General features: G+C 64.0%; 22 protein-coding genes and 1 pseudogene. 9 read left to right on the top strand and 14 right to left on the bottom strand.

Annotated features, from left to right (window positions below; all coding sequences use genetic code 11):
* Positions 1-2 precede the first annotated feature (2 nt).
* The gene (locus AC1TQG_RS00570; protein WP_482135018.1) at positions 3-1,790 is read right to left on the bottom strand and encodes a circularly permuted type 2 ATP-grasp protein; all 1,788 of its coding nucleotides are present in this window, start codon (positions 1,788-1,790) and stop codon (positions 3-5) included.
* A gap of 169 nt (positions 1,791-1,959) precedes the next feature.
* On the opposite strand from AC1TQG_RS00570, the gene rpsT reads away from it, so the two are divergent.
* Positions 1,960-2,220 (top strand): 30S ribosomal protein S20, encoded by a 261-nt coding sequence (gene rpsT, locus AC1TQG_RS00575; RefSeq protein ID WP_482135019.1) that lies wholly within the window; start codon positions 1,960-1,962, stop codon positions 2,218-2,220.
* Between the two features lie 158 nt (positions 2,221-2,378).
* Here rpsT and holA read toward each other — a convergent pair whose 3' ends face one another.
* The 13 genes from holA to AC1TQG_RS00640 form a co-directional block, all read right to left on the bottom strand.
* On the bottom strand, positions 2,379-3,350 hold the full coding sequence (gene holA, locus AC1TQG_RS00580; RefSeq protein WP_482135020.1) for a DNA polymerase III subunit delta: 972 nt from the start codon (positions 3,348-3,350) through the stop codon (positions 2,379-2,381).
* 137 nt (positions 3,351-3,487) lie between these two features.
* The gene (locus tag AC1TQG_RS00585) at positions 3,488-4,900 is read right to left on the bottom strand and encodes a ComEC/Rec2 family competence protein (RefSeq protein ID WP_482135021.1); all 1,413 of its coding nucleotides are present in this window, start codon (positions 4,898-4,900) and stop codon (positions 3,488-3,490) included.
* Positions 4,897-5,934 (bottom strand): ComEA family DNA-binding protein, encoded by a 1,038-nt coding sequence (locus AC1TQG_RS00590; RefSeq protein WP_482135022.1) that lies wholly within the window; start codon positions 5,932-5,934, stop codon positions 4,897-4,899. The genes AC1TQG_RS00585 and AC1TQG_RS00590 overlap by 4 nt, the downstream gene beginning before the upstream one ends.
* Positions 5,935-6,122: 188 nt before the next feature.
* Entirely contained in the window at positions 6,123-6,971 is an 849-nt protein-coding gene (locus tag AC1TQG_RS00595) for a DegV family protein (RefSeq protein WP_482135023.1), read from the bottom strand.
* Positions 6,968-7,750, bottom strand: a complete 783-nt coding sequence (gene octT / locus AC1TQG_RS00600; RefSeq protein WP_482135024.1) for a diglucosylglycerate octanoyltransferase — start codon at positions 7,748-7,750, stop codon at positions 6,968-6,970. The genes AC1TQG_RS00595 and octT overlap by 4 nt, the downstream gene beginning before the upstream one ends.
* 10 nt (positions 7,751-7,760) lie before the next feature.
* Positions 7,761-8,477 carry a histidine phosphatase family protein gene (locus tag AC1TQG_RS00605; RefSeq protein ID WP_482135025.1) on the bottom strand — a complete coding sequence of 239 codons (717 nt, stop codon included), beginning with the start codon at positions 8,475-8,477 and terminating at the stop codon, positions 7,761-7,763.
* Positions 8,470-8,889, bottom strand: coding sequence for a ribosome silencing factor (gene rsfS / locus AC1TQG_RS00610; RefSeq protein ID WP_482135026.1), 420 nt, complete (start codon positions 8,887-8,889; stop codon positions 8,470-8,472). The genes AC1TQG_RS00605 and rsfS overlap by 8 nt, the downstream gene beginning before the upstream one ends.
* The gene (gene nadD, locus AC1TQG_RS00615) at positions 8,886-9,542 is read right to left on the bottom strand and encodes a nicotinate-nucleotide adenylyltransferase (RefSeq protein WP_482135027.1); all 657 of its coding nucleotides are present in this window, start codon (positions 9,540-9,542) and stop codon (positions 8,886-8,888) included. The genes rsfS and nadD overlap by 4 nt, the downstream gene beginning before the upstream one ends.
* Positions 9,543-9,565: 23 nt before the next feature.
* Positions 9,566-10,963, bottom strand: a complete 1,398-nt coding sequence (locus tag AC1TQG_RS00620) for a vWA domain-containing protein (protein ID WP_482135028.1) — start codon at positions 10,961-10,963, stop codon at positions 9,566-9,568.
* A 5-nt stretch (positions 10,964-10,968) separates the two neighbouring features.
* On the bottom strand, positions 10,969-11,850 hold the full coding sequence (locus AC1TQG_RS00625) for an AAA family ATPase (protein WP_482135029.1): 882 nt from the start codon (positions 11,848-11,850) through the stop codon (positions 10,969-10,971).
* 59 nt (positions 11,851-11,909) lie between these two features.
* Complete coding sequence (locus AC1TQG_RS00630) at positions 11,910-13,175, bottom strand: glutamate-5-semialdehyde dehydrogenase (protein WP_482135030.1); 1,266 nt, start codon at positions 13,173-13,175, stop codon at positions 11,910-11,912.
* A gap of 71 nt (positions 13,176-13,246) precedes the next feature.
* On the bottom strand, positions 13,247-14,038 hold the full coding sequence (locus tag AC1TQG_RS00635) for a crotonase/enoyl-CoA hydratase family protein (protein WP_482135031.1): 792 nt from the start codon (positions 14,036-14,038) through the stop codon (positions 13,247-13,249).
* Between the two features lie 43 nt (positions 14,039-14,081).
* Positions 14,082-14,576: an urease accessory protein UreE gene (locus tag AC1TQG_RS00640; RefSeq protein WP_482135032.1), complete on the bottom strand. Its 495-nt coding sequence runs from the start codon at positions 14,574-14,576 to the stop codon at positions 14,082-14,084.
* 318 nt (positions 14,577-14,894) lie between these two features.
* Between AC1TQG_RS00640 and AC1TQG_RS00645 the strand changes: the two genes are divergently transcribed.
* The 8 genes and pseudogenes from AC1TQG_RS00645 to AC1TQG_RS00680 all read left to right on the top strand — a co-directional run bounded on the left by AC1TQG_RS00645 (position 14,895) and on the right by AC1TQG_RS00680 (position 23,737).
* Positions 14,895-15,938: a Dyp-type peroxidase gene (locus AC1TQG_RS00645; protein WP_482137212.1), complete on the top strand. Its 1,044-nt coding sequence runs from the start codon at positions 14,895-14,897 to the stop codon at positions 15,936-15,938.
* Entirely contained in the window at positions 15,935-16,741 is an 807-nt protein-coding gene (locus AC1TQG_RS00650) for a family 1 encapsulin nanocompartment shell protein (RefSeq protein WP_482135033.1), read from the top strand. Before AC1TQG_RS00645 ends, AC1TQG_RS00650 begins: the two co-directional genes overlap by 4 nt.
* A gap of 449 nt (positions 16,742-17,190) precedes the next feature.
* Positions 17,191-18,492: an acyl-CoA dehydrogenase family protein gene (locus AC1TQG_RS00655; RefSeq protein WP_482135034.1), complete on the top strand. Its 1,302-nt coding sequence runs from the start codon at positions 17,191-17,193 to the stop codon at positions 18,490-18,492.
* Positions 18,492-19,508 carry a phosphotransferase family protein gene (locus AC1TQG_RS00660; RefSeq protein WP_482135035.1) on the top strand — a complete coding sequence of 339 codons (1,017 nt, stop codon included), beginning with the start codon at positions 18,492-18,494 and terminating at the stop codon, positions 19,506-19,508. Before AC1TQG_RS00655 ends, AC1TQG_RS00660 begins: the two co-directional genes overlap by 1 nt.
* Positions 19,505-20,281 (top strand): enoyl-CoA hydratase-related protein, encoded by a 777-nt coding sequence (locus tag AC1TQG_RS00665; RefSeq protein WP_482135036.1) that lies wholly within the window; start codon positions 19,505-19,507, stop codon positions 20,279-20,281. The genes AC1TQG_RS00660 and AC1TQG_RS00665 overlap by 4 nt, the downstream gene beginning before the upstream one ends.
* 510 nt (positions 20,282-20,791) lie before the next feature.
* Positions 20,792-20,971, top strand: a pseudogene (locus AC1TQG_RS00670) (ferredoxin); the annotation flags it as partial.
* Positions 20,972-21,036: 65 nt separating this feature from the next.
* Positions 21,037-22,386: a cytochrome P450 gene (locus AC1TQG_RS00675; protein ID WP_482135037.1), complete on the top strand. Its 1,350-nt coding sequence runs from the start codon at positions 21,037-21,039 to the stop codon at positions 22,384-22,386.
* An 82-nt stretch (positions 22,387-22,468) separates the two neighbouring features.
* Positions 22,469-23,737 carry an amidohydrolase family protein gene (locus tag AC1TQG_RS00680; protein WP_482135038.1) on the top strand — a complete coding sequence of 423 codons (1,269 nt, stop codon included), beginning with the start codon at positions 22,469-22,471 and terminating at the stop codon, positions 23,735-23,737.
* Positions 23,738-23,771: the final 34 nt, after the last annotated feature.

The raw sequence follows: 23,771 nt of genomic DNA on the forward strand, positions 1-23,771 counted from the left end.
CATCAGCGGCCACCGCCTTGCTGCTGCTGTTGTTGCTGCTGCTGATCCTGCTGTGTCGCGATGTCGGGTCCCTGTTCGGTCGGCGCGCTGGGTGTGGAGATGTGCGACGGACTCACCAATTCGTCGCCGGCCAGTTCCCGCTCTTCGGCAGAGCTGCGGGTGGCGAGCACCCAGGTGTCCTTGGAGCCGCCACCTTGACTGGAGTTGACCACCAGCGAACCCTCGGGCAGCGCAACCCGCGTCAGCCCACCGGGCAGCACCCACACCGATTCGCCGTCGTTCACCGCAAACGGCCGCAGGTCCACATGCCTGGGCGCCAGCTGTCCCCCGATCTTGGTGGGAACGGTCGAGAGCTGAACAACAGGCTGTGCGATCCAGCCGCGCGGATCCTGACGAACCTTGCGGGCCAACACATTCAGCTCATCGGCTGTGGCATCCGGTCCGAACACGATGCCGTAACCACCCGATCCTTCGACAGGTTTGACGACGAGTTCGTCGATGCGGTCGAGAACCTCTTCGCACTCGTCTTCGAGCCAGCAACGCAATGTGTCGACATTGCCCAGGCTCGGCTTCTCCCCCAGGTAATACTCGATGATCTCGGGAACGTAGGTGTAGGTCAGCTTGTCGTCACCCACTCCGTTGCCGACGGCGCTGGAGATCACGACGTTGCCTGCCCGCGCGGCGTTCAACAACCCGGCAACACCGAGCATCGAATCGGGGCGGAACTGCATGGGGTCGAGGAAGTCGTCGTCGATACGGCGATAGATGACATCCACACGCTGCTCACCTTCGGTGGTGCGCATGTAGACAATGTTGTCACGGCAGAACAGGTCTCGGCCTTCGACGAGCTCGACACCCATCTGGCGAGCGAGCAACGAGTGTTCGAAGTACGCCGAATTGGCCACACCGGGGGTCAGGACCACAACATTCGGATCGGCCTCATTGAACGCCGCCGATGCCCGCAGGGCCCGCAGCAGGTGCGACGAATAGTCGCCGACCGCGCGCACTCGATGGGAGGCGAACAGGTCGGGGAACACCCGGGCCATCGTGCGCCGGTTCTCCATCACATACGACACACCCGAGGGCGACCGCAGGTTGTCTTCGAGCACGCGGAAGTCACCGTGCTCGTCGCGGATCAGGTCGATACCCGCCACATGGATCCGCACACCGTTGGGCGGACGGATGCCCATGGCCTGGCGATGAAAATGCTCACAGGAGGTGATCAGCCTCTTCGGCACCACGCCGTCACGCAGGATGACCTGGTCGCCGTAGATGTCGTCGAGGAACATCTCCAGTGCCTTCACGCGTTGCGTGATTCCGCGTTCGAGCTTTGCCCACTCACCAGCGGAGATGACCCGGGGAACAACGTCGAGCGGGAAGGGACGTTCCTGACCCGAGTGCGAGAACGTGATGCCCTGGTCGATGAATGCCCTGCCGAGTGCGTCGACCCGGGCGTCCAGATCGGCGCCGTCATAGCTGCCGAGTGCCTTGTGGATGCCCTTGTACGGACCACGGACCTCGGCGCTGTCATAGCCGTCGAACATCTCGTCAAAGGCCGCACGGTACGGGCCCGCCTCATATCCCTCGAAGATCCCGACTGCGTCGTTCGCCGACTTCGTCGTCGCGCCGGCAGCAGGTTTCTTCGCAGGCGCCTTGTCACGCGCCGCGCGTGTGCCCGCTACCTTCGCGGCCTTCTTCTTGACTGTTGGAGTGTCCCCCGCGATTGGCTTGGTCCCGTTACCCCGAGATGCTCCCGCACGCTTCGAACCTGCTGATGTTGCCGCCGTCATCTGACATATGGTGCCGTAAGTGATCAATATCGGCTGACCACGGCGCGGTATTGGCTGCGTCACTATCTCTGGCCCGGTCGACAATTTGGGTCACAGTGGCCCGGCTGGTAACGTGGCTCGCTGGTGCTGACACCGAAACGACCATCTTTGAGCTAAGGAAAATACACGCGTGGCAAACATCAAGTCTCAGATCAAGCGGAACAAGACCAACGAAGCTGCACGACTGCGTAACCAGTCGACCAAGTCGGCCTTGCGTACCGCGATCCGTTCATTCCGCGAGGCCGTTGCGTCCGGCGAGAAGGACAAGGCTTCCGATCTTCTGGTTGCCACCGGCAAGAAGCTGGACAAGGCTGCCACCAAGGGTGTCATCCACTCGAACCAGGCCGCCAACAAGAAGTCGGCAATGGCATTGGCGCTGAACAAGCTCTGATGTGCCCCGCCCTTAACCGGGCATCATAACTTCAAGCTAGACGCGATCACCCTGGCGGCTCCCACGCAGTCGTCGGGGTGTTTGTTGTATCCGAAAGTTGCGTCTGACAGGCCTGAGGTGGAGGGGCTGTGGCGTGGGGCTGCTCTGCGGTGGACGCGCTAGCGACGCGGCGACGGTCGCAGATCAGCGATCTCGGCCACGGCCCGCTGCAGACTGAAGTCGGCGTCGGCAGCCTGACCTTTCACATCGCCGTTCAGCGTGGCGATCACTGACATTGCCCGCGCGATCGACGGTGCGTCCCATCCGATTGCCTGCGCCTGGACACGCTTGGCCCGGCCCTGCGTCATCCCCAACTCCGAGGCGATGGCATTCGGATTGGATTTACCCATCCCGTACACCCGCGCGATCCCGTGGATGGATTCACCGAGCGCATCGGCCACGAGCACGTGCGCAACGCCGTGATGGTGTGCCCACTGCAAGGCCTCCAGTGCTCCGGCCCGATCTCCGCCGACAGCCAGGTCGGCGACGTCGAAGCCCTTGATCTCCGGACGACCCGAGTAGTACCGCGTAATGGATTCGACGGTGACCTTGCCACCGGTGTCGGCGACCAGCTGTGCACACGCCGCCGCCAGATCGCGCAGGTTGGCACGGACCGACTCGACGAGTTTGTCGACCACGTTGCGGTTGGCCTTCACACCGAGCCGCAGGAACTCGCTGCGCACGAACGTGCCCATCTCCCACGGCGGTAACTTGGCACATTCATGGATCTCGGCCCCTGCTTTACGCAGCGCCGGAACCATCGACTTCGCGCGCCCACCACCGGAATGGCAGACGACGAGCGTGACACCGTCTGGCGGATTCTCACCCACCTCGGTGACCAGTTTCGCCGGCTCTTTCCCGGCCTCACCGGCAGCATCCAGGATGATGATCCGGTCTTCGGCAAACAGCGAAGGACTCAGCAGCTCAGCCAGTTCCGGAGCCGTCGCATCACCGGCCCGCAGCCGCGTGATCGGGATGTCCTCGGGGTTGTCGACCGTCGCACGGACTTCTGCTATCACCGCGGACGTCGCTCGTTCGGCCAGGAATTCGTCATCACCGAGGATCAGATGCACGCTGTTCACACGCCTCATCGTGCCAGACAGCTGCGACACCTCCCGACTTCCCGTCCCCGCTCACTGCTCTTGCTCCCGCGCGCTGATCTCACGCCCGCGTGCTCTGCAGACCGCGCGGGCGTGAGATTTGTGAGCGGGAGTCTGAAACGGGTTGACTACCAGAGCGTCAACGTCGCGAACGGAACGCGGCTGAGGTTTTCGGCCACCCACACCATCCACCAGAGTTCGGGGCCGGTGAACCGCGCGAGGACCGCCGCGACCGGTGGCCACATCATCGCCACCACCGCCGCGCAGGTACCCAGCACGGTGATCGGTGCCACCACCAGCGCCACCGCCAGATTTGCCACGATCGCGATCATGCTGATCTGTCCACTGATCAGCAGGACGACCGGAGTGGTCACCACCTGCGCGACCACCGCCACCGCGAGCAGTTCGGCAACACCGACCGGAACATGATGATTCCGCAGCCATTCCGCGACAACAGGTGCCAGCACGATGAGCCCGGCAGTGGCGATCACCGACAGCAGGAAGCCCGGCTGTACCGCGAAGGCCGGCCAGATCATCAGCAGCGTCATGATCGCCGCACAGAGCGCAGGCATGGCCTGCGAGCGTCGACGGATCAACAGCGCCGACAACCCCACCCCACCCATCACCGCCGCCCGGACGACGCTCGGGCTCGGCCGGACCAAGATCACGAACACCACGATGGCAATGGCTGTCAGTGCCACCGCAAGACGCGGACCGGCACCGAGCCAACGCACCCCCAGTAGCAGTGCGCCAATGATGATCGCGAAGTTGGCTCCGGACACAGCCGTCAGGTGGGTCAGCCCGCAGGCCCGGAAACTGTCTTTCAAGTCGTCACTCAATGCCGAGGTGTCCCCCAGCACCAAACCCGGCAACAGGCCTGATTCGGGCTCCCCCAGCGCCTGCGACGACACCTGCTGAAACTGCGCTCGCACCGCACCCGCCCAACGCTGATGGGCCGGTGGGCCACGGACTTTCGTCGGCGCGCCAGAGGTGGTGAGTGTGGCGACGGTCAGATCTGGCCTGCGAGGCTTCGACACCGTGAACACCGCAGATACCTGTTGCCCCGGAATCAATTCCAGCCATCCATCGATCGGGGCCAGCACGGTGGCACCGACTGTCGGGACCGAACGACCACGCACACCGACCACTGTCACCGCCACGACCACCCGGTCGGTGCGTGCGATGATCTTCGGATCGTCGGAGATCCGCACCGTGGCGGTTGCCTTGCTCCCCCGCACGCCATGATCTGCCAACGGATTCGACGCGATGTGATGCTGCCGGAGGACCATCGCCCATCCGAACCCGGCCAGAGTTCCGGCGAATCCGATCAGCAAGGGCAGCATCACCATTCGCGAGCCACGCATCATCGCGACGATCATCACGATCACGCTCAGCGAAGCCGTACCTGCCGCAGCGGCGGTGACCGGGATCGAACTGAGCACTCCCAGAGTCGAAATCAGCCAACTCCCGGCCGCAGCGGGCGCCAACCGCATGTCGAGCCGGGTGCGCATCCGACCAGTCGATGCCACAGAACCCGTCACACCGTGACCTTGCCCCGGAGTTTCTCCAGACGCCCGGGCCCGATCCCGTCGACCTCCGCCAGTTGGTCAATGGAAGCGAAGTTGCCGTTGGCCTGCCGCCAGGCGATGATCGACGCCGCGGTCACCGGTCCCACGCCGGGCAAGGTGTCCAGCTCGATCTCGGTCGCGGTGTTGATGTTGACCAGTCCCCCTGCTGCAGGTGCGGTCCCAGCCGGCGCGGAACCGGTTGGTGCAGGCGCCGCTGTCGTGGCACCGGTGCCCCCGGAACCGTCGACCGGAATCACCGCGCTGCGCATCTGCACTCCACCCTCCGGATCGGCGAACCCGACCAGGATCTGATCGCCGTCGCGAAGCGGCTGAGCCATGTTCAGCGACAACAGATCTGCGCCGTTCTTCGCACCGCCTGCCTTGCTGATGGCATCGGCCACCCGAGACTGCGGAGACAGACGGACCAGACCTGGCCGATGCACCAGACCCACCACACTGACCACGAGTTCGACTGGGGCCTGCGCACTTTCAGGAGCTGCCACACCTACACTCGCACTGGTGATCGGTGCGGCCACCCCGGCAGTTGCGGGAAAGTTCACCGGAACCTGCGGACCCGTATCGCCACTGGCAAAGGCCGTGTACAAGGCGATGGCGGTGGCGCACAGCCCCACCGCAACCAGCGCGATGGCAGCCGCCGGTGTCGAGCGCCACCGACGCTTCAGTGGCCCTTCGGGGTCAAGGTAGTCGCCCTCCTCGGCCCACCGTGGCCGATACCCGTCATCGACCCCATCGGGATCAGCGGGCTCAGGCTCGTACGACTGACTTCCATGCAACCACTGCGCCGACCCCAACCAGTCGGGCGCAGCAGGTTCAGACCGTGCCCCTTCAAACCGGGGCGCATCGATCTGCGCCGGTTCCGACGGCATCGGTTCCGACTGGGTCGGTTCGAACTGGGTCGGTTCGAACTGCCCCCACGGTGACTGCAGCGGTTCGGGTGGCGCCGCGGGTGAATCCGGTCCCGTCAAGCGATCGAGATTGCTTCTCATGGCCGAACCGTAGGAAACCGGCCCGCCACTTCACCTCGACAAAGCTGCCCCGACGCCGATCCTGTGGGCACAGCATCGAACTGTGGACAACCTCGGCATCAGCCTCCAGACGCTCCACCTATACGAAGACGCTCCACATATTTGTGGAGCATCTTCGTACAGTTGGAGCGTTTGAGAAAGAGGGAAACTCAGGGGAGGTCGATCGGGTCCAGTGATGTCGCCACCGCGATACCCACGGCCCCGCTACCCACATGCCGCGACAACACCGGACCGAAATCGGACTGCACCAGCGAGGTGATGGTCAGCTTGGACTGCAGCGCTTCGATGATCTGCGCCGCGAGATCCGGTGCCTCACAATGCTGTACACCGAGGGTCACCGGCCGCTGGTCGGCGATCTCGACACCGGAATCGATGATCTTGGCGATGGCCTTGGACGTGGTCCGCTGCTTCTCCTTGAGGACCAGCGTCCCGTCGACCACTCTCAGAATGGGCTTGATCGCGAGCGCCGAGGCAAACAATCTCGTGGTGGCGCCGATCCGTCCACTCGACCGCAAATTCTCCAGTTGCTGCACGCACAGCAGGCACTCTGTCGTCGACCCGACCCGGATCGCCGCTTCGTAGACACGGTCCATATCGGCGCCGGCTTCGGCAGTCTGCGCCGCGGCAAGGGCAGAGAACCCGACCCCGAGCCCGACCGTCCGTGAGTCGACCACCCGGATGTGGCCCTGGAACTTCTCGGCAACCACACGCGCCGAACCCCACGTGCCACTGAACCGCCGGGACAGGTGAACCGCCACCACTCCGTCGCCGTCGCTTTCCTCGACGGCACGCGCGTACGCGGCCTCGAGGTCGGCGGGTGTCACACCCGAGGTGGTCGTCTGCGGGTTGTTGTAGATGTCGGGACCGATCTCGTCGACGTCTTCCCGCAGATCGAGATCCCCCGACAAGACATGCAACGGCACCTGCCTGATGCGGTACCGCTCGCGCAGCGCATTCGGCAGGCGTGCCGAGGAGTCGGTCACTATGACAACGGTCACAGGGACACGTTAGTCGTCGGTGCATCGGGAATCGTGAGGGCGTCGGAAGTCGTGAGGGCGCCGGACACGGCGGCCTGAACAAGATCAGCCACCTCGCGGTGACAACTGAAGCCCCAGTGAATGCCGTCCGGATTTCCTTCGCCGCGGTCGAAATGCGCCGCGGTCGGCGGCATCAGATCAACGAGCGGCACCTGCGCCGCCTGCGCCCAGTCGGTCATTGCGGCCACCGTTTGTGGTCGCCCCTTGTGGACGTTGCCGTAGTAGGGACTGCGATGCGTCGACGGCAGGCAGGCCACCACCGGCAGGTCGGGCCGGATCGCGGTCAGGGCCTCGTGGATCTTGCCGAGATAGTCAGCTGTCAGCGCCGGTGGCAGTGCCAACGGCCAGCCGGTCCGGGCCAGCCGCGGCTGAAGCCACCCGTAGCCGTCACGGACGTACTGTCGCAACCACGGCGGCCGCACGTAGCGGATCTGCTCGCGCAAAGCGGTCGGCAACGGCGACGGCAGCGAATCCATCCCGCCGAAAGCAAAGACGACCGCGCTCGCCCTCGGGACCGCAGCCCAGATGTTCGGATCCTGGGTCAGTGCCCACCAGACGTCGCGGCTGGTCCAGCCGATCCGTCCGAACAGTTCGAGCTCCAGGCCCAACTCTTTGGCGACCAAGGTCGGCCAGATCCGCGGATCGTTGGCAGGCAATCCGCCCTTGGGCCCGTAGTAGGCCAGCGAATCCGACAGCACCAACAGACTGCCGCCCCCCGGCGACGCGATGTCCAGGCTCATTGCAAGCCGCTCACTGGACTGCCAGATCGGAGACCTCGGCGGACGCATTCCACACGTCGAGCCGCCAGGTGGTGTCGTTGTCTTCACCGTGCCCGCTGAGCTGGACCCAACTGGTGTTGGCCAGTCCTCCGAACAGCGGCCAGTGGCTGATGGGTAGTCCGAGCAGCCCGGCGGTCAGGGCCGCGATGGCCCCACCGTGTGCCACCAGGACAACCGGTGCGTCAGCGTTGTCGCCGCGACCCCAATCACCAAGTCCGGCAACGAGTTCCTCCACCAGAGGCATGCTCCGGCGGGCCACGTCGACGCGGCTCTCGCCACCGGGCGGGGTCCAGGTGGCGTCGTCGCGCCAGATGCGGCGGGCACCGGGCAGCAGTGCATCGACCTCGTGGTGGGTCAGCCCCTGCCACTCGCCGAGGTGGGTTTCGCGCAGCCGCTTGTCCAACCCGACCTCGAGGCCGACCTGCTCGGCCAGAGCAGCCGCGGTGTCGCGCGCCCGCCGCAGGTCCGAGGAGATGATCAGACGCGGTTCTCTGGCGGCGAGCACCTTGGCCGCGGCGGCGGCCTGCCGGATACCGAGTTCGGACAGATCGGTGTCGAGCTGTCCTTGCATCCGGCTTGTTGCGTTGTAGTCGGTCTGCCCGTGCCGAAGCAGCACGAGCCGACGCACGACCGGCGTCATCCGTTCAACGCTGGAGTCGTGTCCGTCCGGACGCAACAACTCATTCATTGTTCGAGCTTTCGGTGTCTTCGTCGTCACCGCCGGTCGCGATCACGGGGGTGTCGAGCCCTGGGATGTCGAGGACCGGGCAGTCCTTCCACAGACGTTCGAGGGCGTAGAACTCGCGCTCCTCTTCATGGAGTACGTGGATGACCACGTCGATGTAGTCGAGCAGCGTCCAGCGCCCTTCACGGGTGCCTTCACGCCGGACCGCCTTGTGGCCGGCTTCGCGCAGTTTTTCCTCGACCTCGTCAACGATGGCGCTGACCTGTCGTTCATTGTCGGCCGATGCGATGACAAAACAGTCGGTGATGACCAACTGCTCGGAAACATCGAGAACGATCACATTGGCGGCCAGTTTGTCGGCGGCCGCATGGGCGGCGACGGCGGACATGGCGACCGCCTCGGGTGACGCTGTCACAGAGTGCCTTTCGATTGGTAGAGCTTTCTCTTACTGATGTACTGCACCACTCCGTCCGGTACCAGGTACCAGACCGGCCGTCCGGCCGCCGCACGCTCGCGGCAGTCCGTTGACGAAATCGCCAACGCCGGTATCTCCATCAGATGGAGGGTATCGGGAGGGAGCTTCTGCAGATGCCTGTCCAGATGTGCTGCGCCGAGTTCGTAGCCGGGACGGGAAACCCCGACAAAGCTCGACAACTCGAACAACACTTCCCAGTCCTGCCAAGACAAGATCGATGCCAGCGCGTCCGCACCCGTGATGAAGAACAACTCCGCGTCGGGGTTCATGCGGCGCAGATCACGCAGCGTGTCGACCGTGTAGGTGTCGCCTTCGCGGTCGAGGTCCACCCGGCTGACCGAGAACCGTGGGTTGGACGCGGTTGCGATCACGGTCATCAGATAGCGGTCTTCGGGCGGGCTGACCCCGGCGTCGGTCTTGAACTTCTGCCAGGGCCGGCCGGTGGGGACAAAGATGACCTCGTCGAGACCAAAGCGGTCCGCGACCTCGCTCGCAGCGACCAGGTGGCCGTTGTGGACGGGGTCGAAGGTGCCGCCCATGACACCGATCTTCCGACCTTTGGAGGCGCGGGAGATGGGTGTCGTTTCGGGCATGAGGATTGAGTCTACTGATCAGCTCATACGGGCAGCAGGTTGGCGATCACCTTTGCCAGTTGAGAGGCGTTCCGGCATTCATGCATGTCAATCACATCCGAGTAGGTTGCGGCGATCGAGTCCCCCGAATCCCAGTTGACAGCGGCCTCCGGATTGAGCCAATAGGCATGCCTGGTGTGATCGACCATCTTGGTCAGCGCGTCGAGCTTCGGGTCGCGATAGTTGTTGCGGCCGTCCCCCAGGATGAGCAGCGCACCGCGTCGCGTCAGTGCGTCCAGATGCCCGTCGGCGAAGCCTGCGAACGCATGGCCGTAGTCGGAGTGACCGTCACGGGTGATCAGCCGGGCGTTCTTCACCATGTCGTGAATCGCAACGGCGACGTCGAGGTCGGGGCCGTCGAAGAACTCGGTCACCTCGTCCACGGTGTCGACGAACGCGAACACCCGGACCTTCGAAAACTGTTGCCGCAAGGCATAAACGAGCTGGAGAGTGAACTGGGAGAACCCGGCGACCGAGCCCGATACATCGCAGAGCACCACCAGTTCGGGGCGGCCCGGACGCGGCTTGCGTCGCACCAGATCGATCGGGACTCCCCCGGTGGACATCGATGCGCGCAACGTTTTGCGGACGTCGATCGCGCCGCGGTGGGCACGCCGCCTGCGGATCTCCAGTCGGGATGCGAGTAGGCGCGCCAACGGTGCGACGGTACGACGGACCTCGGCGACCTCGGCCGCGCCTGCGGACAGGAAGTTGATCCGTTCGGGCAGGTTCGGCACCGCGTACTGCGACACCCGTTCGCGCCCGTTGCGCTCGGCCATCCGGCGTTTGGTCTCGTTGTCGATCAACGTCCGGAACTGCCTGACCCGGTCGGCGGCGGCCTTGCGGAAGACCGGATCTCTGCCGTCGGCCTCGGTGCCGCCGCCCGCGACGGCCATCGCCGCGGCGATCCGGGCGATCAGCGTCTGCGGATCAACCGCCGACATCGCCTGATAGGTGGAGTAGGCCGAATCCCGGGTCGCCTGATATTTGCCCATCTCCGCGACGATCATCGCCGCGAATCTGGCCAGCTCCGCCTCGGATTCCGGTGAATCGTCGGCCAGGAGTTCGGCGAGGCGGTCACGTACGGCCTCGGTCTTGATCTTGCCGTCGGCGTCCCGGGTGAACGCCTCGTCCAGGTCGCCGCTGCGGTCACCGGCGCCGAGCGGGAACCACAGGTTGAAGACAGAATCGAAGACCCTGCGGTGCCCGTTGTCGTGGAGCAGCGTGCAGGCCATCCCCTCGCGGAAGCTTTCGCGGTCGAGAAGATCGAGGACCGCGGTTGCCTCCCCGGCATCGATCAGATTCGCAGGCCCGACCACGATCCCGCGGGCCCGGAGGTCGTCGACGAACCCGGTGAGCTGGGTGATGAAGGGGGCGGTCACGGCACTCAGCTCAGCTTCAGTTCCTTGAGGGCGGTGGCCACGTCCGGACGGTGCTTGAGGACGACCCCCAGGGTTTGCGCGATGAGCGCGTTGTCGATCTCTGTTCCCGGCTTCTCGCCGACGCCCAGGGCCAGCAGCGTGTTGGCCCAGTCGATCGTCTCGGCCACCGACGGCTTCTTGCGGATGTCGAGGGTGCGCAGGACCCCGATGATGCGGACGAGTTCCTTCGCGACCGACTCGGCGAGCTGGGGCACCCGGCTGGCCAGGATCTCCCGCTCACGCGCCGCGTCGGGGAAATCGATGAACAGGAACAGGCAGCGGCGCTTGAGGGCCTCGGACAGCTCGCGGGTCGCATTGGACGTCAACAGCACGATCGGTCGCCGCGCGGCGGTGACCGTGCCCATCTCGGGGATCGTGATAGCGAAATCGCTGAGGACCTCGAGGAGCAGGCCTTCGATGTCGACGTCGGCCTTGTCGACTTCGTCGATCAGCAACACGGTCGGTCCGGGCTGGGTGATGGCTTTCAGCAGCGGACGCGGCAGCAGGAACTCGTCGGAGAAGATGTCGGCTTTGGTCTCGTCCCAGCCGCGCTGGCCGGTCGCCTGGATCGCCAGGATCTGCTTGGCGTGGTTCCACTCGTAGAGCGCGCGGGCCTCGTCGATGCCCTCGTAGCACTGCAATCGCACCAGATCGGCGCCCGTGGACTGCGCGATCGCACGCGCCAACTCGGTTTTGCCGACACCGGCGGGGCCTTCGACGAGCAACGGTTTACCCAGCCGGTCGGCCAGGAACACCGACGTCGAGGTTGCCTCGTCGGCCAGGTACCCAACGCCGGCTAGCGTCTCGCGTACGCCGGGCACGTCGGTGAAACTGGGCTCTACGGCCATCGTTTTTGCTCCTGGGTATCTGGTTGGACGGGCAGCGGGTTCAGGGCCGGCGGCTTGGGCTAGCGGGGCCGGGTCTGGCCGTTGCCCCAGGCGATCCACTTGGTGGACGTCAGTTCTGGGAGACCCATCGGGCCACGGGCGTGCAGCTTCTGGGTGGAGATGCCGATCTCGGCACCGAATCCGAACTGCTCGCCGTCGGTGAACGCGGTGGAGGCATTCACCATGACAGCTGCGGCGTCGACGCGCTGGGTGAACTCCGTGGCCGCAGCCAGGTCGGCTGTGACGATCGCCTCGGTGTGGCTGGTGCCGTATCGATCGATGTGGTCGACGGCCTCGTCGATACCCGCGACGATCTTCACGGCGATGTCGAGCGTCAGGTACTCATCGGCCCAATCGGTTTCGGTGGCCGGGACCATGCCCGGTTCGTCGCCGTGGATGATCACCCCGGCGCTCTGCAACGCCTGGGTCAGTCGGGGCAACGCGGCCGGGGCGATCGCCTGATCGATGAGGACGGTCTCGGCGGTGTTGCAGACACTGGGCCGCCGGGTCTTGGAGTTGAGGACGAGGTCCTCGGCCATGTCGAGATCAGCCGCCGAGTGAATGTAGATGTGGCAGTTGCCGGTTCCGGTTTCGATGGTCGGCACCGTGGCGTTCTCGACCACTGCCTTGATCAAGCCGGCACCACCGCGTGGGATCACCACGTCGACGAGCCCGCGGGCCCGGATGAGGTGGGTGACGCTGGACCGGTCTTCCGACGGCAGCAATTGCACCGCATCGGCAGGCAGACCGGCGGCGGTCAGGGTGTCGCGCAGGATCCGGACGAGTTCGGCATTCGAACTGGCCGCCGACGACGAGCCACGCAGCAGCGCCACATTGCCCGACTTGAGCGCGATGCCGAACGCGTCGACGGTGACATTGGGGCGGGCTTCGTAAACCATGCCCACCACACCGAGCGGTACCCGCACCTGCCGCAACTGCATGCCGTTGGGCAGGGTTTTGCCCGCGATCACATCGCCGATCGGGTCGGGCAGTCCGGCCACCTGGCGCAGTCCGGTGGCGATGCCGTCGATCCGATCGGCCGTCAAACGCAGCCGATCGATCAGGCTGGCCTCGGTCCCGGCGGCCTCGGCCCTCGCGACATCTTCGGCGTTGGCGGCCAGGATCGAATCAGCCTGCCTGAGCAATGCCTCGGCGGAGTCGTGCAGAACCCGGTTCTTCTGATCGGTGGTCAGGCCCGCGAGCACGCGAGATGCGGCTTTGGCGGCGGTCGCCTGGCCGCGCACGATCTGTTCGATGTCGGCCGGAGTCGTGGTGGTGGCACTCATTTATCCAGAATAGGTGGTGATGAGATCGACGTTCTCGCCGACCGACACCTCACCGGCTTCGATCCTTGTCCTCACTCTTCGTCGAACGACCCGTGTCGACCCGCTCCCCCGGCGAACCGGGTCGCGCCTGCAAAGGTCTCTGTCGACAGTGACCTCACGCCATGGCCGTACTCGTTGAGGATGGCGTCCTCTTCACAGAGCCCTTCCTGTTCGAGCACGGAGAGCCGGTCGTGGCGCATGCAGGTCTGTGGGAACGCGGCCAGTTCGTGGGCGAGTTGCCGGGCCGCCGACACCGCTTCGCCGGCCGGCACCACCCGGTTGACCAGCCCCATCTGACCGGCTTCGCCCGCTGACACCGGGCGTCCTGTCAGGATCAGGTCCATGGCCCGCGACATTCCGATCAATTGCGGTAGCCGCACGGTGCCGCCGTCGATGAGCGGTACACCCCATCGACGGCAGAACACTCCGAGAACGGCGTCTTCGTCGGCGACCCGGAGGTCTGCCCACAACGCGAGTTCCAAACCGCCTGCCACCGCATGCCCGTCAATGGCCGCAATGACGGGCTTGGACAATCGCATTCGAGTCGGCCCCATCGGACCGTCGCCATCGGCCGCCACCCGGTTCACGTTGCGACCGGATGCCACGGCCTTGAGATCGGCGCCGGCGCAGAATGTTCCGCCCTCACCGTGCAGCACCGCCACCGACGCATCGGGATCGACGTCGAAGGCCCGGAAGGCGTCGGCCAGGGCCTGCGCTGTCACGCCGTCAACGGCGTTCCGAATCTCAGGCCGGTTGATGCTGATCATGGTCACCGGACCGTCTCGGTCCACCTTCACCGGCATAGATATCGGCGTGGATGTCATCTCGGCCACCTCCCGGGGTCGGGTCACCCCCGAACGTAGCCGGTTACGCAGTCGGCGAAAAGACCTCTGCCGCCAATCCTGCGGGCCGGTCGGGCAACCACAACTGCAGTGGCATCTCACAGGGTGCGGCCAGCACGTCACCGGGCAAGATATCCGCCGGGCGCGGCAGGGTGAGCGCGCATTCTCGCCCCTTCGAACCGATGTCGGTCGACTCCACTCGTGCAGTCGATACCCGGCCGATCAAGCGGGCCTCGGACCAGACCAGCTGCACTCGTTCGGCAGCGAAATCGACGCAGATCATCCGACGGCGTGGACCGATGGTGCGGGCTTCCACCACGCGCATCATCACCACGCCTCGCCCCGGAGTGCGACTCGGATAGACCGCGGGCGTTCCCGACAATTCGATGAGGTGTGTCATCGACAGACCGTCGACAAGAACGTCCGTCACGGTGGTGGTTGTGTGGTCGGGCCACAAAGAACTGTTGATCGGGTCCGGGATGCTCGCGCGCAGGGTCGGCAAGATCGTCGTGAGCGTCACAGATCCACCTGCTGGAGTGGGTCGGGATCGAATTCTGCACTGGGACGCGGCTTTTGATGTGGTCTCACGTCTATCGTTCTACCCATCGTCCCGGGGCTTGAATACATCGCGCACCAAGTTCTAACGATATCTTTGCGCGCCATCCCCACACGGGACATTCGACTCATGTATTCGGGACGCAGTCCGTGCACAATTGTCAGGTGGGGTGTCAACGCACCCAACGGCTCCGAGGAACGCTAACGTAATTCGGATAGGTCCATCAGCAGGCGGAAGGCAACGATCATCATCGATTCTGAAGGCCCGACACCGCAACCCATTCTGACGCGGCTACCGGAAACCTCCATCTTCCTGGTTGCCACTGTCAACGAGGGCGCCGAAGCGCAGGTCTGGGATTTCCTTTCCGGTGTCACCGGGCTCATCCGATCGGTCGCCACACGAGTTCCCGATTCCCAACTGACGTGTGTGGTCGGCATCGGGTCAGACGTCTGGGACCGACTGTTCACCGGTCGGCGGCCCGCCGGCCTGGCCCCCTTCGTCCCGCTGCAAGGTGCGGTGCACACGGCACCGGCAACAGACGGCGACCTGCTCTTCCACATCCGCGCCAGGCCCATGGACACCTGTTTTGAGATGGCCAAGCAGATCACCGATGCACTCCAGGGCGCCGTGACCGTGGTCGACGAAGTCCACGGATTCCGGTTGTTCGACATGCGCTCGATGGTCGAGTTCGTCGACGGCACCGAAAACCCTGATGGTCCCGCGGCCGTGCGGGCCGTGATCGTCGACGCCGATGATGACCCGGACTTTGCCGGTGGCAGCTATGTCTTGATCCAGAAGTATCTGCACAACATGACTGCCTGGAAGGCGGCAGGCACCGCCGAGCAGGAACGAGTCTTCGGCCGGACCAAGTGGGACAACATCGAAATGGACGACGACACCAAACCGTCCAATTCCCATACCGCGCTGACTGTCATCGAAAACGAAGACGGTGAGCAGGTGCAGATCGTGCGCTACAACATGCCATTCGGCACGGTGGGCCAGGACGAGTTCGGAACGTTGTTCATCGGCTACTCGGCCGGTCCTGAAGTGACCGACGAAATGTTGCGCAACATGTTCATCGGTAAGCCCGAGGGCAATTACGACCGGCTCCTCGACTTCTCCACCGCCGTCACCGGCAGTCGATACTTCACGCCCACCATCGAGTTTCTCGACGATCCGCCGGAGCTCCCGGCCGGCGAATCCCGGGCAACTGAAGACGAAACGAACGATCCCGAAACGATCACCACCGACACGGTCCCCGACTTGGGGTCACTTCGGATCGGCGACCTCTCCCGGCGCCGGCAGTTGACCACGGAGGAAAAATGAACAACCTGCACCGCGAACTCGCACCGATCTCTGCTGCGGCCTGGAAAGAGATCGAGGAGGAGGCGACCCGAACATTCAAGCGCAACAGTGCCGGTCGTCGACTCGTCGACGTCAACGGTCCGCACGGGTTGGAACTCGCCGCGGTCACCACCGGACGCCGCCTCCCCATCGATGCACCGCACGCTGGTATCGAAGCCAGTGCCCGGACCTCGCAGTCGATCATCGAATTGAAGGTTCCGTTCACGGTCAGCCGCCAGGCAGTCGACGACGTCGACCGCGGTGCGCAGGACTCCGATTGGGATCCGGTCATCGAGGCGGCGCGCAGCCTTGCCCAGGCCGAGGACCGCGCGATCTTCGAAGGCTATTCCGCTGCAGGCATCGCGGGCATCCGCAGCCAGGCCCCGGGCGATCCGATCAAGCTACCCAGCGATGTTCGCGAATACCCCGAGGCGATCAGCCAGGCGTTGAGCCGGCTCCGCCTGTCGTCGGTGAGCGGTCCGTACTCGTTGGCACTGAGCGCCGACGTGTGGTTGAAGGTCAACGAGACCTCCAATCATGGCTACCCGATCATCCAGCATCTGCAGCGCGTGATCGATGGCGACATCATCTGGGCCCCTGCCATTGATGAGGCGTTCCTGCTGAGCACCCGTGGCGGCGACTTCGATCTCACCATCGGACAAGACGTTTCGATCGGCTACGACTCCCACGATGCGAACGGAATCAACCTGTACTTCCAGGAGTCCTTCACCTTCCTCGTCTACACCGGTGAGGCAGCGGTTCCGTTTGTGACCACCGGTATCTGAACGGCTCCAACTCGGGCCGGCGCCGCTTCTTCGACCCGCGGCGTCGGCCGAGGTCGGTGTTGAACACCCATCGCCTCCACAGGTCTAGATCTCTGACGATTTCGGCGATCCATAATCCCTGAAATCGGTCCTCTCAAGCGGTTTCAAGATCACATTCTTGCGCCCCCATCGCTGCGTGCACGCCACTGTCCGACCACGCCGATACCGCGCAGAAACCGTGACCGCCTCAACGAGGCTCCGCGACTCGGCTCGGCTCGGCGCACGAACTTCACGTGAACGCTGCCGACCCCTTGCGAACACACAAATCACAGCAGACCGCCTGGTCCAGACCTTGCCGGTCGCTCCCGCGTGCCCATTTTCTCAATCACCAATGGAACACTCTTCCCAACTATAAGAATTGCATTCCGAACGAGCAGAATGCTATTCTCGCACGGAACGAGGAGGCCTCTATGGCATGGGATTTTGAGACCGACCCGCAGTACCAGGCGAAACTGGACTGGGCCGATGAATTTGTCCGCGCAGAAGTCGAACCACTCGATCACGCGTGGCCGCATATGCAGTTCGTCCCGCTCGACGGGGGACGTCGCAAGGCGATCGACCCTCTCAAGCAGCAGGTTCGTGATCAGGGTTTGTGGGCGACCCATCTGGGCCCGGACCTGGGCGGTCAGGGCTACGGCCAGCTGCAGCTGGCCCTGCTCAACGAGATCCTGGGCCGTTCGTCGTGGGCGCCGATCGTGTTCGGCTGCCAGGCGCCCGACACGGGCAACGCCGAGATCATCGCCCACTACGGCACCCCGGACCAGAAGAAGCAGTACCTGCAGCCGTTGCTCGACGGCGAATGCTTCTCGAGCTACTCGATGACCGAGCCGCAGGCCGGCGCCGATCCGACGCAGTTCAAGACCAGCGCGGTCCGCGACGGCGATCACTGGATCATCAACGGCTACAAGTACTTTTCATCGAACGCCAAGACCGCGTCGTTCCTCATCGTCATGGTTGTCACCAACCCTGAGGTGAGCGCGTACAAGGGCATGTCGATGTTCCTGGTCCCCACCGACACCCCGGGCGTCATCATCGAACGCAACGTCGGACTGTTCGGCGAGCCGATGGATGAAGGCACCCACGCCCTGATCCACTACGACAACGTCCGCGTCCCCGACAGCGCACTGCTCGGCGGCGAAGGTCAGGCGTTCGCGGTGGCGCAGACCCGGCTCGGCGGTGGCCGGATCCATCACGCGATGCGCACGATCGGGTTGGCGCAGAAGGCGATCGACATGATGTGCGAGCGGGTGCTGAGCCGCGAGACCGCCGGCAGCCGGCTGGCCGACAAGCAGTTCATCCAGGGCTACATCGCCGACTCGTACGCCCAGTTGGCACAGTTCCGGTTGTTCGTGCTGAACACGGCCTGGAAGATCGACAAGTACAACGATTACAAGAAGGTCCGTAAAGACATCGCCACCGCGAAGGTGGTCATGCCCACGGTCCTGCACGACATCGCTTGGCGGGCAATGCAAGTACACGGCGCCCTCGGTGTGACCAACGAGATGCCGTTCCTGACCATGGTGCACGGCGCCGCGGTGATGGGTCTGGCCGACGGCCCGACCGAGGTCCACAAGATGACCGTCGCCAAGCAGGTATTGCGCGACTACACCGGCACCGACGACCTGTGGCCCACCGAGTGGATCCCTCGCAAACAAGCTGCAGCCAAAGCCAAATACGCCGAATTTCTCGAACTCGAAGTGGGGAACCTCTGATGGACCTGATTAAGCTCGCGGACTGGATGGACGAGGCCGGACTGCCCGGCAAGGGCGAACCGCTCGAGGCCAAGTTCCTCTCCGGCGGAACGCAGAACGAAATCTACAAACTCACTCGCGGAGAACATGTTTCGGTGATCCGGATGCCGCCGACCGCCGCGCCGGCCGACCGCGATGAGGGCATCATGCGCGAATGGCGCATCATCGAGGCCCTCGAGGGCACCGATGTGCCGCACACCGAAGCGATTGCTGCTTGCTCCGACACCTCGGTCCTGGGGCGCTCGTTCTACCTGATGGGCTACGTCGACGGCTGGTCGCCGATGGACAACAAGCAGTGGAAGGAACCCTTCACCTCCGACCTCGAATTGCGAAAAGGCCTGGCATATCAGCTGGCCGAGGGTATCGCGCTGCTGTCGAAGGTCGATTGGAAGGCCCAGGGCCTCGGCGATCTGGGCCGGCCCGACGGCTTCCACGAACGCCAGGTGTCGCGGTGGACCCGATTCTTCGATCGGATCAAGGGCCGTGAACTCGAGGGTATGAGCGAGGCCACCGCCTGGCTGAACGCTCACAAGCCGATCGACTTCATCCCCGGAATCATGCACGGCGACTACCAGTTCGCCAATGTCATGTTCAAGGAAGGCGCCCCGGCCCAGCTCGCCGCTATCGTCGACTGGGAGATGGGTACCGTCGGCGACCCGAAGCTGGACCTGGCCTGGATGGTTCAGGGCTGGCCCGAGGACACCAACGCACCCGAGGCATCGAAGGCGAGCTATGTCGACCTGTCCGGGATGCCCTCGCGCGATGAGATAGTCAACCACTACTCCAAGGTGTCGGGCCGCCAGGTCGACGATCTGGACTACTACCTGGTGCTGGCCAAGTGGAAACTCGCCATCATCCTCGAGCAGGGTTTCCAGCGTGCCGGTGACGACATCAAGTTGCAGGCCTACGGCCCGGTCATCACCAAGCTGATGCGGGAAGCAGCCGAGTTCGCAGCATCGAGCGACTACAAGTCATGATCACCAGGACCGGGACAAGCGCTGACGAACTCATCACAGAGCGGCGCGGGGCTGTCCTGGTCCTGCGTCTGAACCGACCTGAGGCCCGAAATGCGATGACCAGCAGCCTGCTTCGCGGTATCGGCAGCGCCGCGCTCGAGGCAGAAGCCGACCCGGAGATCCGCGCCATCGTCCTGACCGGGACCGGCGACCGCGCCTTCTGTGCCGGAATGGACCTCCGCGACTTCGCCGACGGTGGCAACTTCACCTCCGAAGGCTTCACCCGCCTCGCTGCCGGCGGCCTTTCCGTGCCGGTGATCGGTGCCGCCAACGGCACCGCCATCGGCGGTGGCCTCGAACTGCTCCTCGGCTGCGACATCATCGTCGCGTCGTCCACAGCCGAGTTCGGGCTACCCGAGATCAAGCGCGGCCTCTTCCCCGCCGGCGGCGGGACGTCCCTCGGAACCCGCATCCCGCTGGGTATCGCCTTCGAGATGACAATGACCGGCGACTATTTCACCGCCGACCGGGCATACCAGATCGGCCTGGTCAATGCCGTCGCCGCACCGGAAGACGTGCTGGACAACGCCATTGCCTACGCCGAACGCGTCGCGGCCAACGCTCCTCTGGGCCTGGCAGCCTGCAAAGAGCTCGTCCGACTCTCGGTCACCGACGCCGCAGCCGCCGAAAAGCGGCTCGCCCAGCAGCGCGAGATCGTCTTCCGCAGCGACGACGCCAAAGAAGGCGCCCTGGCATTCATCGAGAAACGCGAACCGAACTGGCAGGGACGGTAGCACTGCGATGTGTACCGGCGTGCCCGGATAGGAACCGGCAAACAACGAACGCACCTGAGTACATGCGTCCCGTTCCCCGTGCTCCAGACAACATTTGATGACACGCAACGGGTCCGGATCAGCCATGCCCTCCCAGGCATCATCATCGCGAAACCATCGCCCGGAAATCCCTCGTCGTTTCACCAACTCTCTTGCGGTAGAGCATCTCTCGCCGAAAACAATTTGGATCGATTTCTCCGGAAACCTTCACATTCCACCCTTCCAGCGGTATGGTCTTCTCCAGATCAGTGATTTGCGTCACGGGTGCCGCGAATCCTGGCGCGTTCCCCACCATCTGAAGACATCGACCACCATGGTCCGACACAGGTTCCCTGCAAGACTGTTGCACTACAACGTTTTTCGTGTTCAGGCCCGCACCGACAGCGTCTACCGCCAGTCAACCGATGAAACCGAACGGGAATCGTAACGGTCTGAAATCGCACAATGATTCAGCTACGAATTGAGGCAATCGTGAAGGTAAAGGTCGACCCAGAACTATGCCAAGGGCACACGTTGTGCGCGATGGTCGCACCTGACGTGTTCGATCTGAGCGATATCGATGGTCATGCGACGGCAATCGACGGTGATGTTCCTGCCGATCTCGAGGAGAGTGTGCGAGAGGCTGTCCGTTCCTGCCCGGAGCAGGCAATCAGCGCCTTTTCGGGCGATCCCCAATCCGCAAACGCCGCCGGCAAGACACCAGAGAGGACAGCGCGATGAGCACCGACAACGTTGCAGCACAGACCAATCGCAGGGCACCGGTATTCCAGTTCGACCGGCACGCAGCGGACTATCGCGACAACTTCTCGAAGATCACCGAGGAGATGCAGTCCAAGTGCCCGATGGCCTGGTCTGACACCTACGACGGCCACTGGGTTGCCGCAGGTGCCGAAGAAGTCTTCACCCTCGCCCGATCGGTCGGATTGTCAAACGACAACGACATCAAGGGAGTCCGCCGCGGATACAAGGGGATCATGATCCCGACTGCGATCAGGTCGGCAGGCCGCATCCGTGGCGGCATCCTGGAAATGGATGATCCCGAACATCGCGAATTTCGCGCGATCCTCAACCCCTATCTGTCGCCCGCTGCCATCAAGAAGTGGGTCCCGATCATCGATGAGGTGATCCGAGCCAGCATCGACGAGAAGATCGAAACGGGCAGCATCGATTTCATCGATGATCTGGCGAATATCGTTCCGGCAGTCATCACGCTGGCCATGCTGGGCATCCCGGTTGTGAAGTGGACCGCCTACTGCGAACCTGTGCACGCGGCCATGTACACCCCGCCTGATTCGCCCGACATTCAGCGGATCAGTGCCCTGCACCAAGCCATGGGTGCAGACCTCCTGCTCAATCTCCATGAAATCCGGGAGAACCCGCGGCCCGGGCTCGTCGACGCGATTGTCCGCGCCACCATCAACGGCGAGAAGCCGGACGATGCAGAGCTTCTCGGCGTCATCAGTCTGCTCATTGGCGGAGGGTTCGACACGACCACAGCACTGACGTCCCACTCGATTGAATGGTTGTCACAGAATCCCGACCAACGCGAGATCCTCAGCCGGGAGCGGGACACGATGTTGGACTCGGCGACGGAAGAGTTTTTACGCTTCTTCTGTCCGACACCCGGTGACGGCCGCACCTTCTCCGAAGACGGTGAAATCAACGGCATCGAGTTCAAGGAAGGTGAGCGCCTGTTCCTCTCGTGGGCGATGGCCAACCGGGATCCATCGGTCTTCGACGAGCCCAACAAGGTCGATCTCGAACGTACAGCCAACCGGCACTTGAGTTTCGGACTGGGCGTCCACCGCTGCATCGGGTCGAACCTGGCGCGAACAGTGTTCAAGCGCATGCTCGTGGCAGTGCTCGATCGGATGCCGGACTACCACTGCGACCCAGAAGGCGCCGTGCACTACGACTCCATCGGCATGATCCAGGGCATGCGTCAACTCCCGGCCACCTTCACCCCCGGCCCGCGAATCGGCGCCGGACTCGACGAGACGCTGGTGAAAATTCAACGGATCGTCGACGAGCAGGGGCTCGCCGCACCGATCACGGCACAGAAGTAGGACCGACACAGCTCTAAGTCCACCACCTGAATTGACGAGGTTGCCGACATCTCTGCGCAACCATGGAGAGGATCGATCCCCGATGAACATTGACGACATGGTGATGGTCAGCATCGACGACCACGTGGTCGAACCTGCCGACATCTTCGAAAAGCACTTCCCCAAGCACCTCATGGACCAGGCGCCGAAACTGACCGCCAATCCACGGAACCCGCGGGTCCAGGCCTGGCAGTTCCAGGACAAGGTGGTCGGCAGCTCCGGACTCAACGCCGTCATCTCGTGGCCGAAGGGTGAATGGGGCATGGACCCCACCGGGTACGCCGAAATGCGACCGGCCGTCTACGACATGGACCTGCGCGTTCGGGACATGGACGCCAACGGCATCCTCGCCTCCACATTGTTCGCCACCTTCCCCGGCTTCGCCGGCACCCACCTGGCGAGCCTGCCCGACAAGGCCCTGTCGCTGGCGGCCTGCAGGGCGTTCAACGACTGGGTGGTCGGCGAGGTCCCCGACGCCCATCCCGGCCGCTTCATCCCGCTGGGCATCCTCCCCTTCTTCGACATCGACGAGTCGGTCCAAGAGGTCCACCGCCTGGCCGCCATGGGATGCCGGTCGATCAGTATCCCGGAGACGCCCTACGGGTCGGGCTACCCCGACTTCGCGTCCGGCTACTGGGACCCGATCTTCGCCGCATGCGTGGAACACGGAATCGTCCTGAGCCTGCACATCGGTGGCGGCTTCAGCCTGATCCAACGGCCGGAAGGGGCCAACATCGACAGCATGATGGTGTTGACACCGCTGATCTCCACCATCGCCGCAACCGACATAATGCTCAGCGGAGCCTTCCAGAAGTTCCCTGAACTCAAGATTGCCATGAGTGAGGGCGGCATCGGATGGGTCGCACCGTGGCTCGACCGGCTGGAGCGCAATATCGTCAATCAGTCGTGGACCGGATTCACGTTCCTACCCAGGGGTAAAACACCTACCGACGTGTGGCGAGACAACTTCCTCGCCTGCTACATCACCGAGCCCAGTGGTCTCAGCAACCGCAACAAGTTGGGCATCGACACCATCGCCTGGGAGTGCGACTACCCGCACTCGGACTCCACCTGGCCCCGGTCACCGGAGATCCTGAAGGCCGAGCTCGACGATTCCGAGTGCTCGGACGACGAGATCAACAAGATCACCCATCAGAATGCCGCGAACTTCTTCGGCTGGGATCCGTTCAAACACATTGCGCGCGAGGACGCCACAGTGGGCGCACTCCGTGCTCGCGCTACCGACGTCGACATCCGCGAGACGTCCAAAGAGGAATACCGCCGCCGCTACGAACTCGCTGCCACGCAGTAGCGGCCACGGCAACAGGCAATTCCCGAGCGTCGCG

The sequence above is a fragment of the Williamsia sp. Y844 genome, assembly GCF_056786475.1.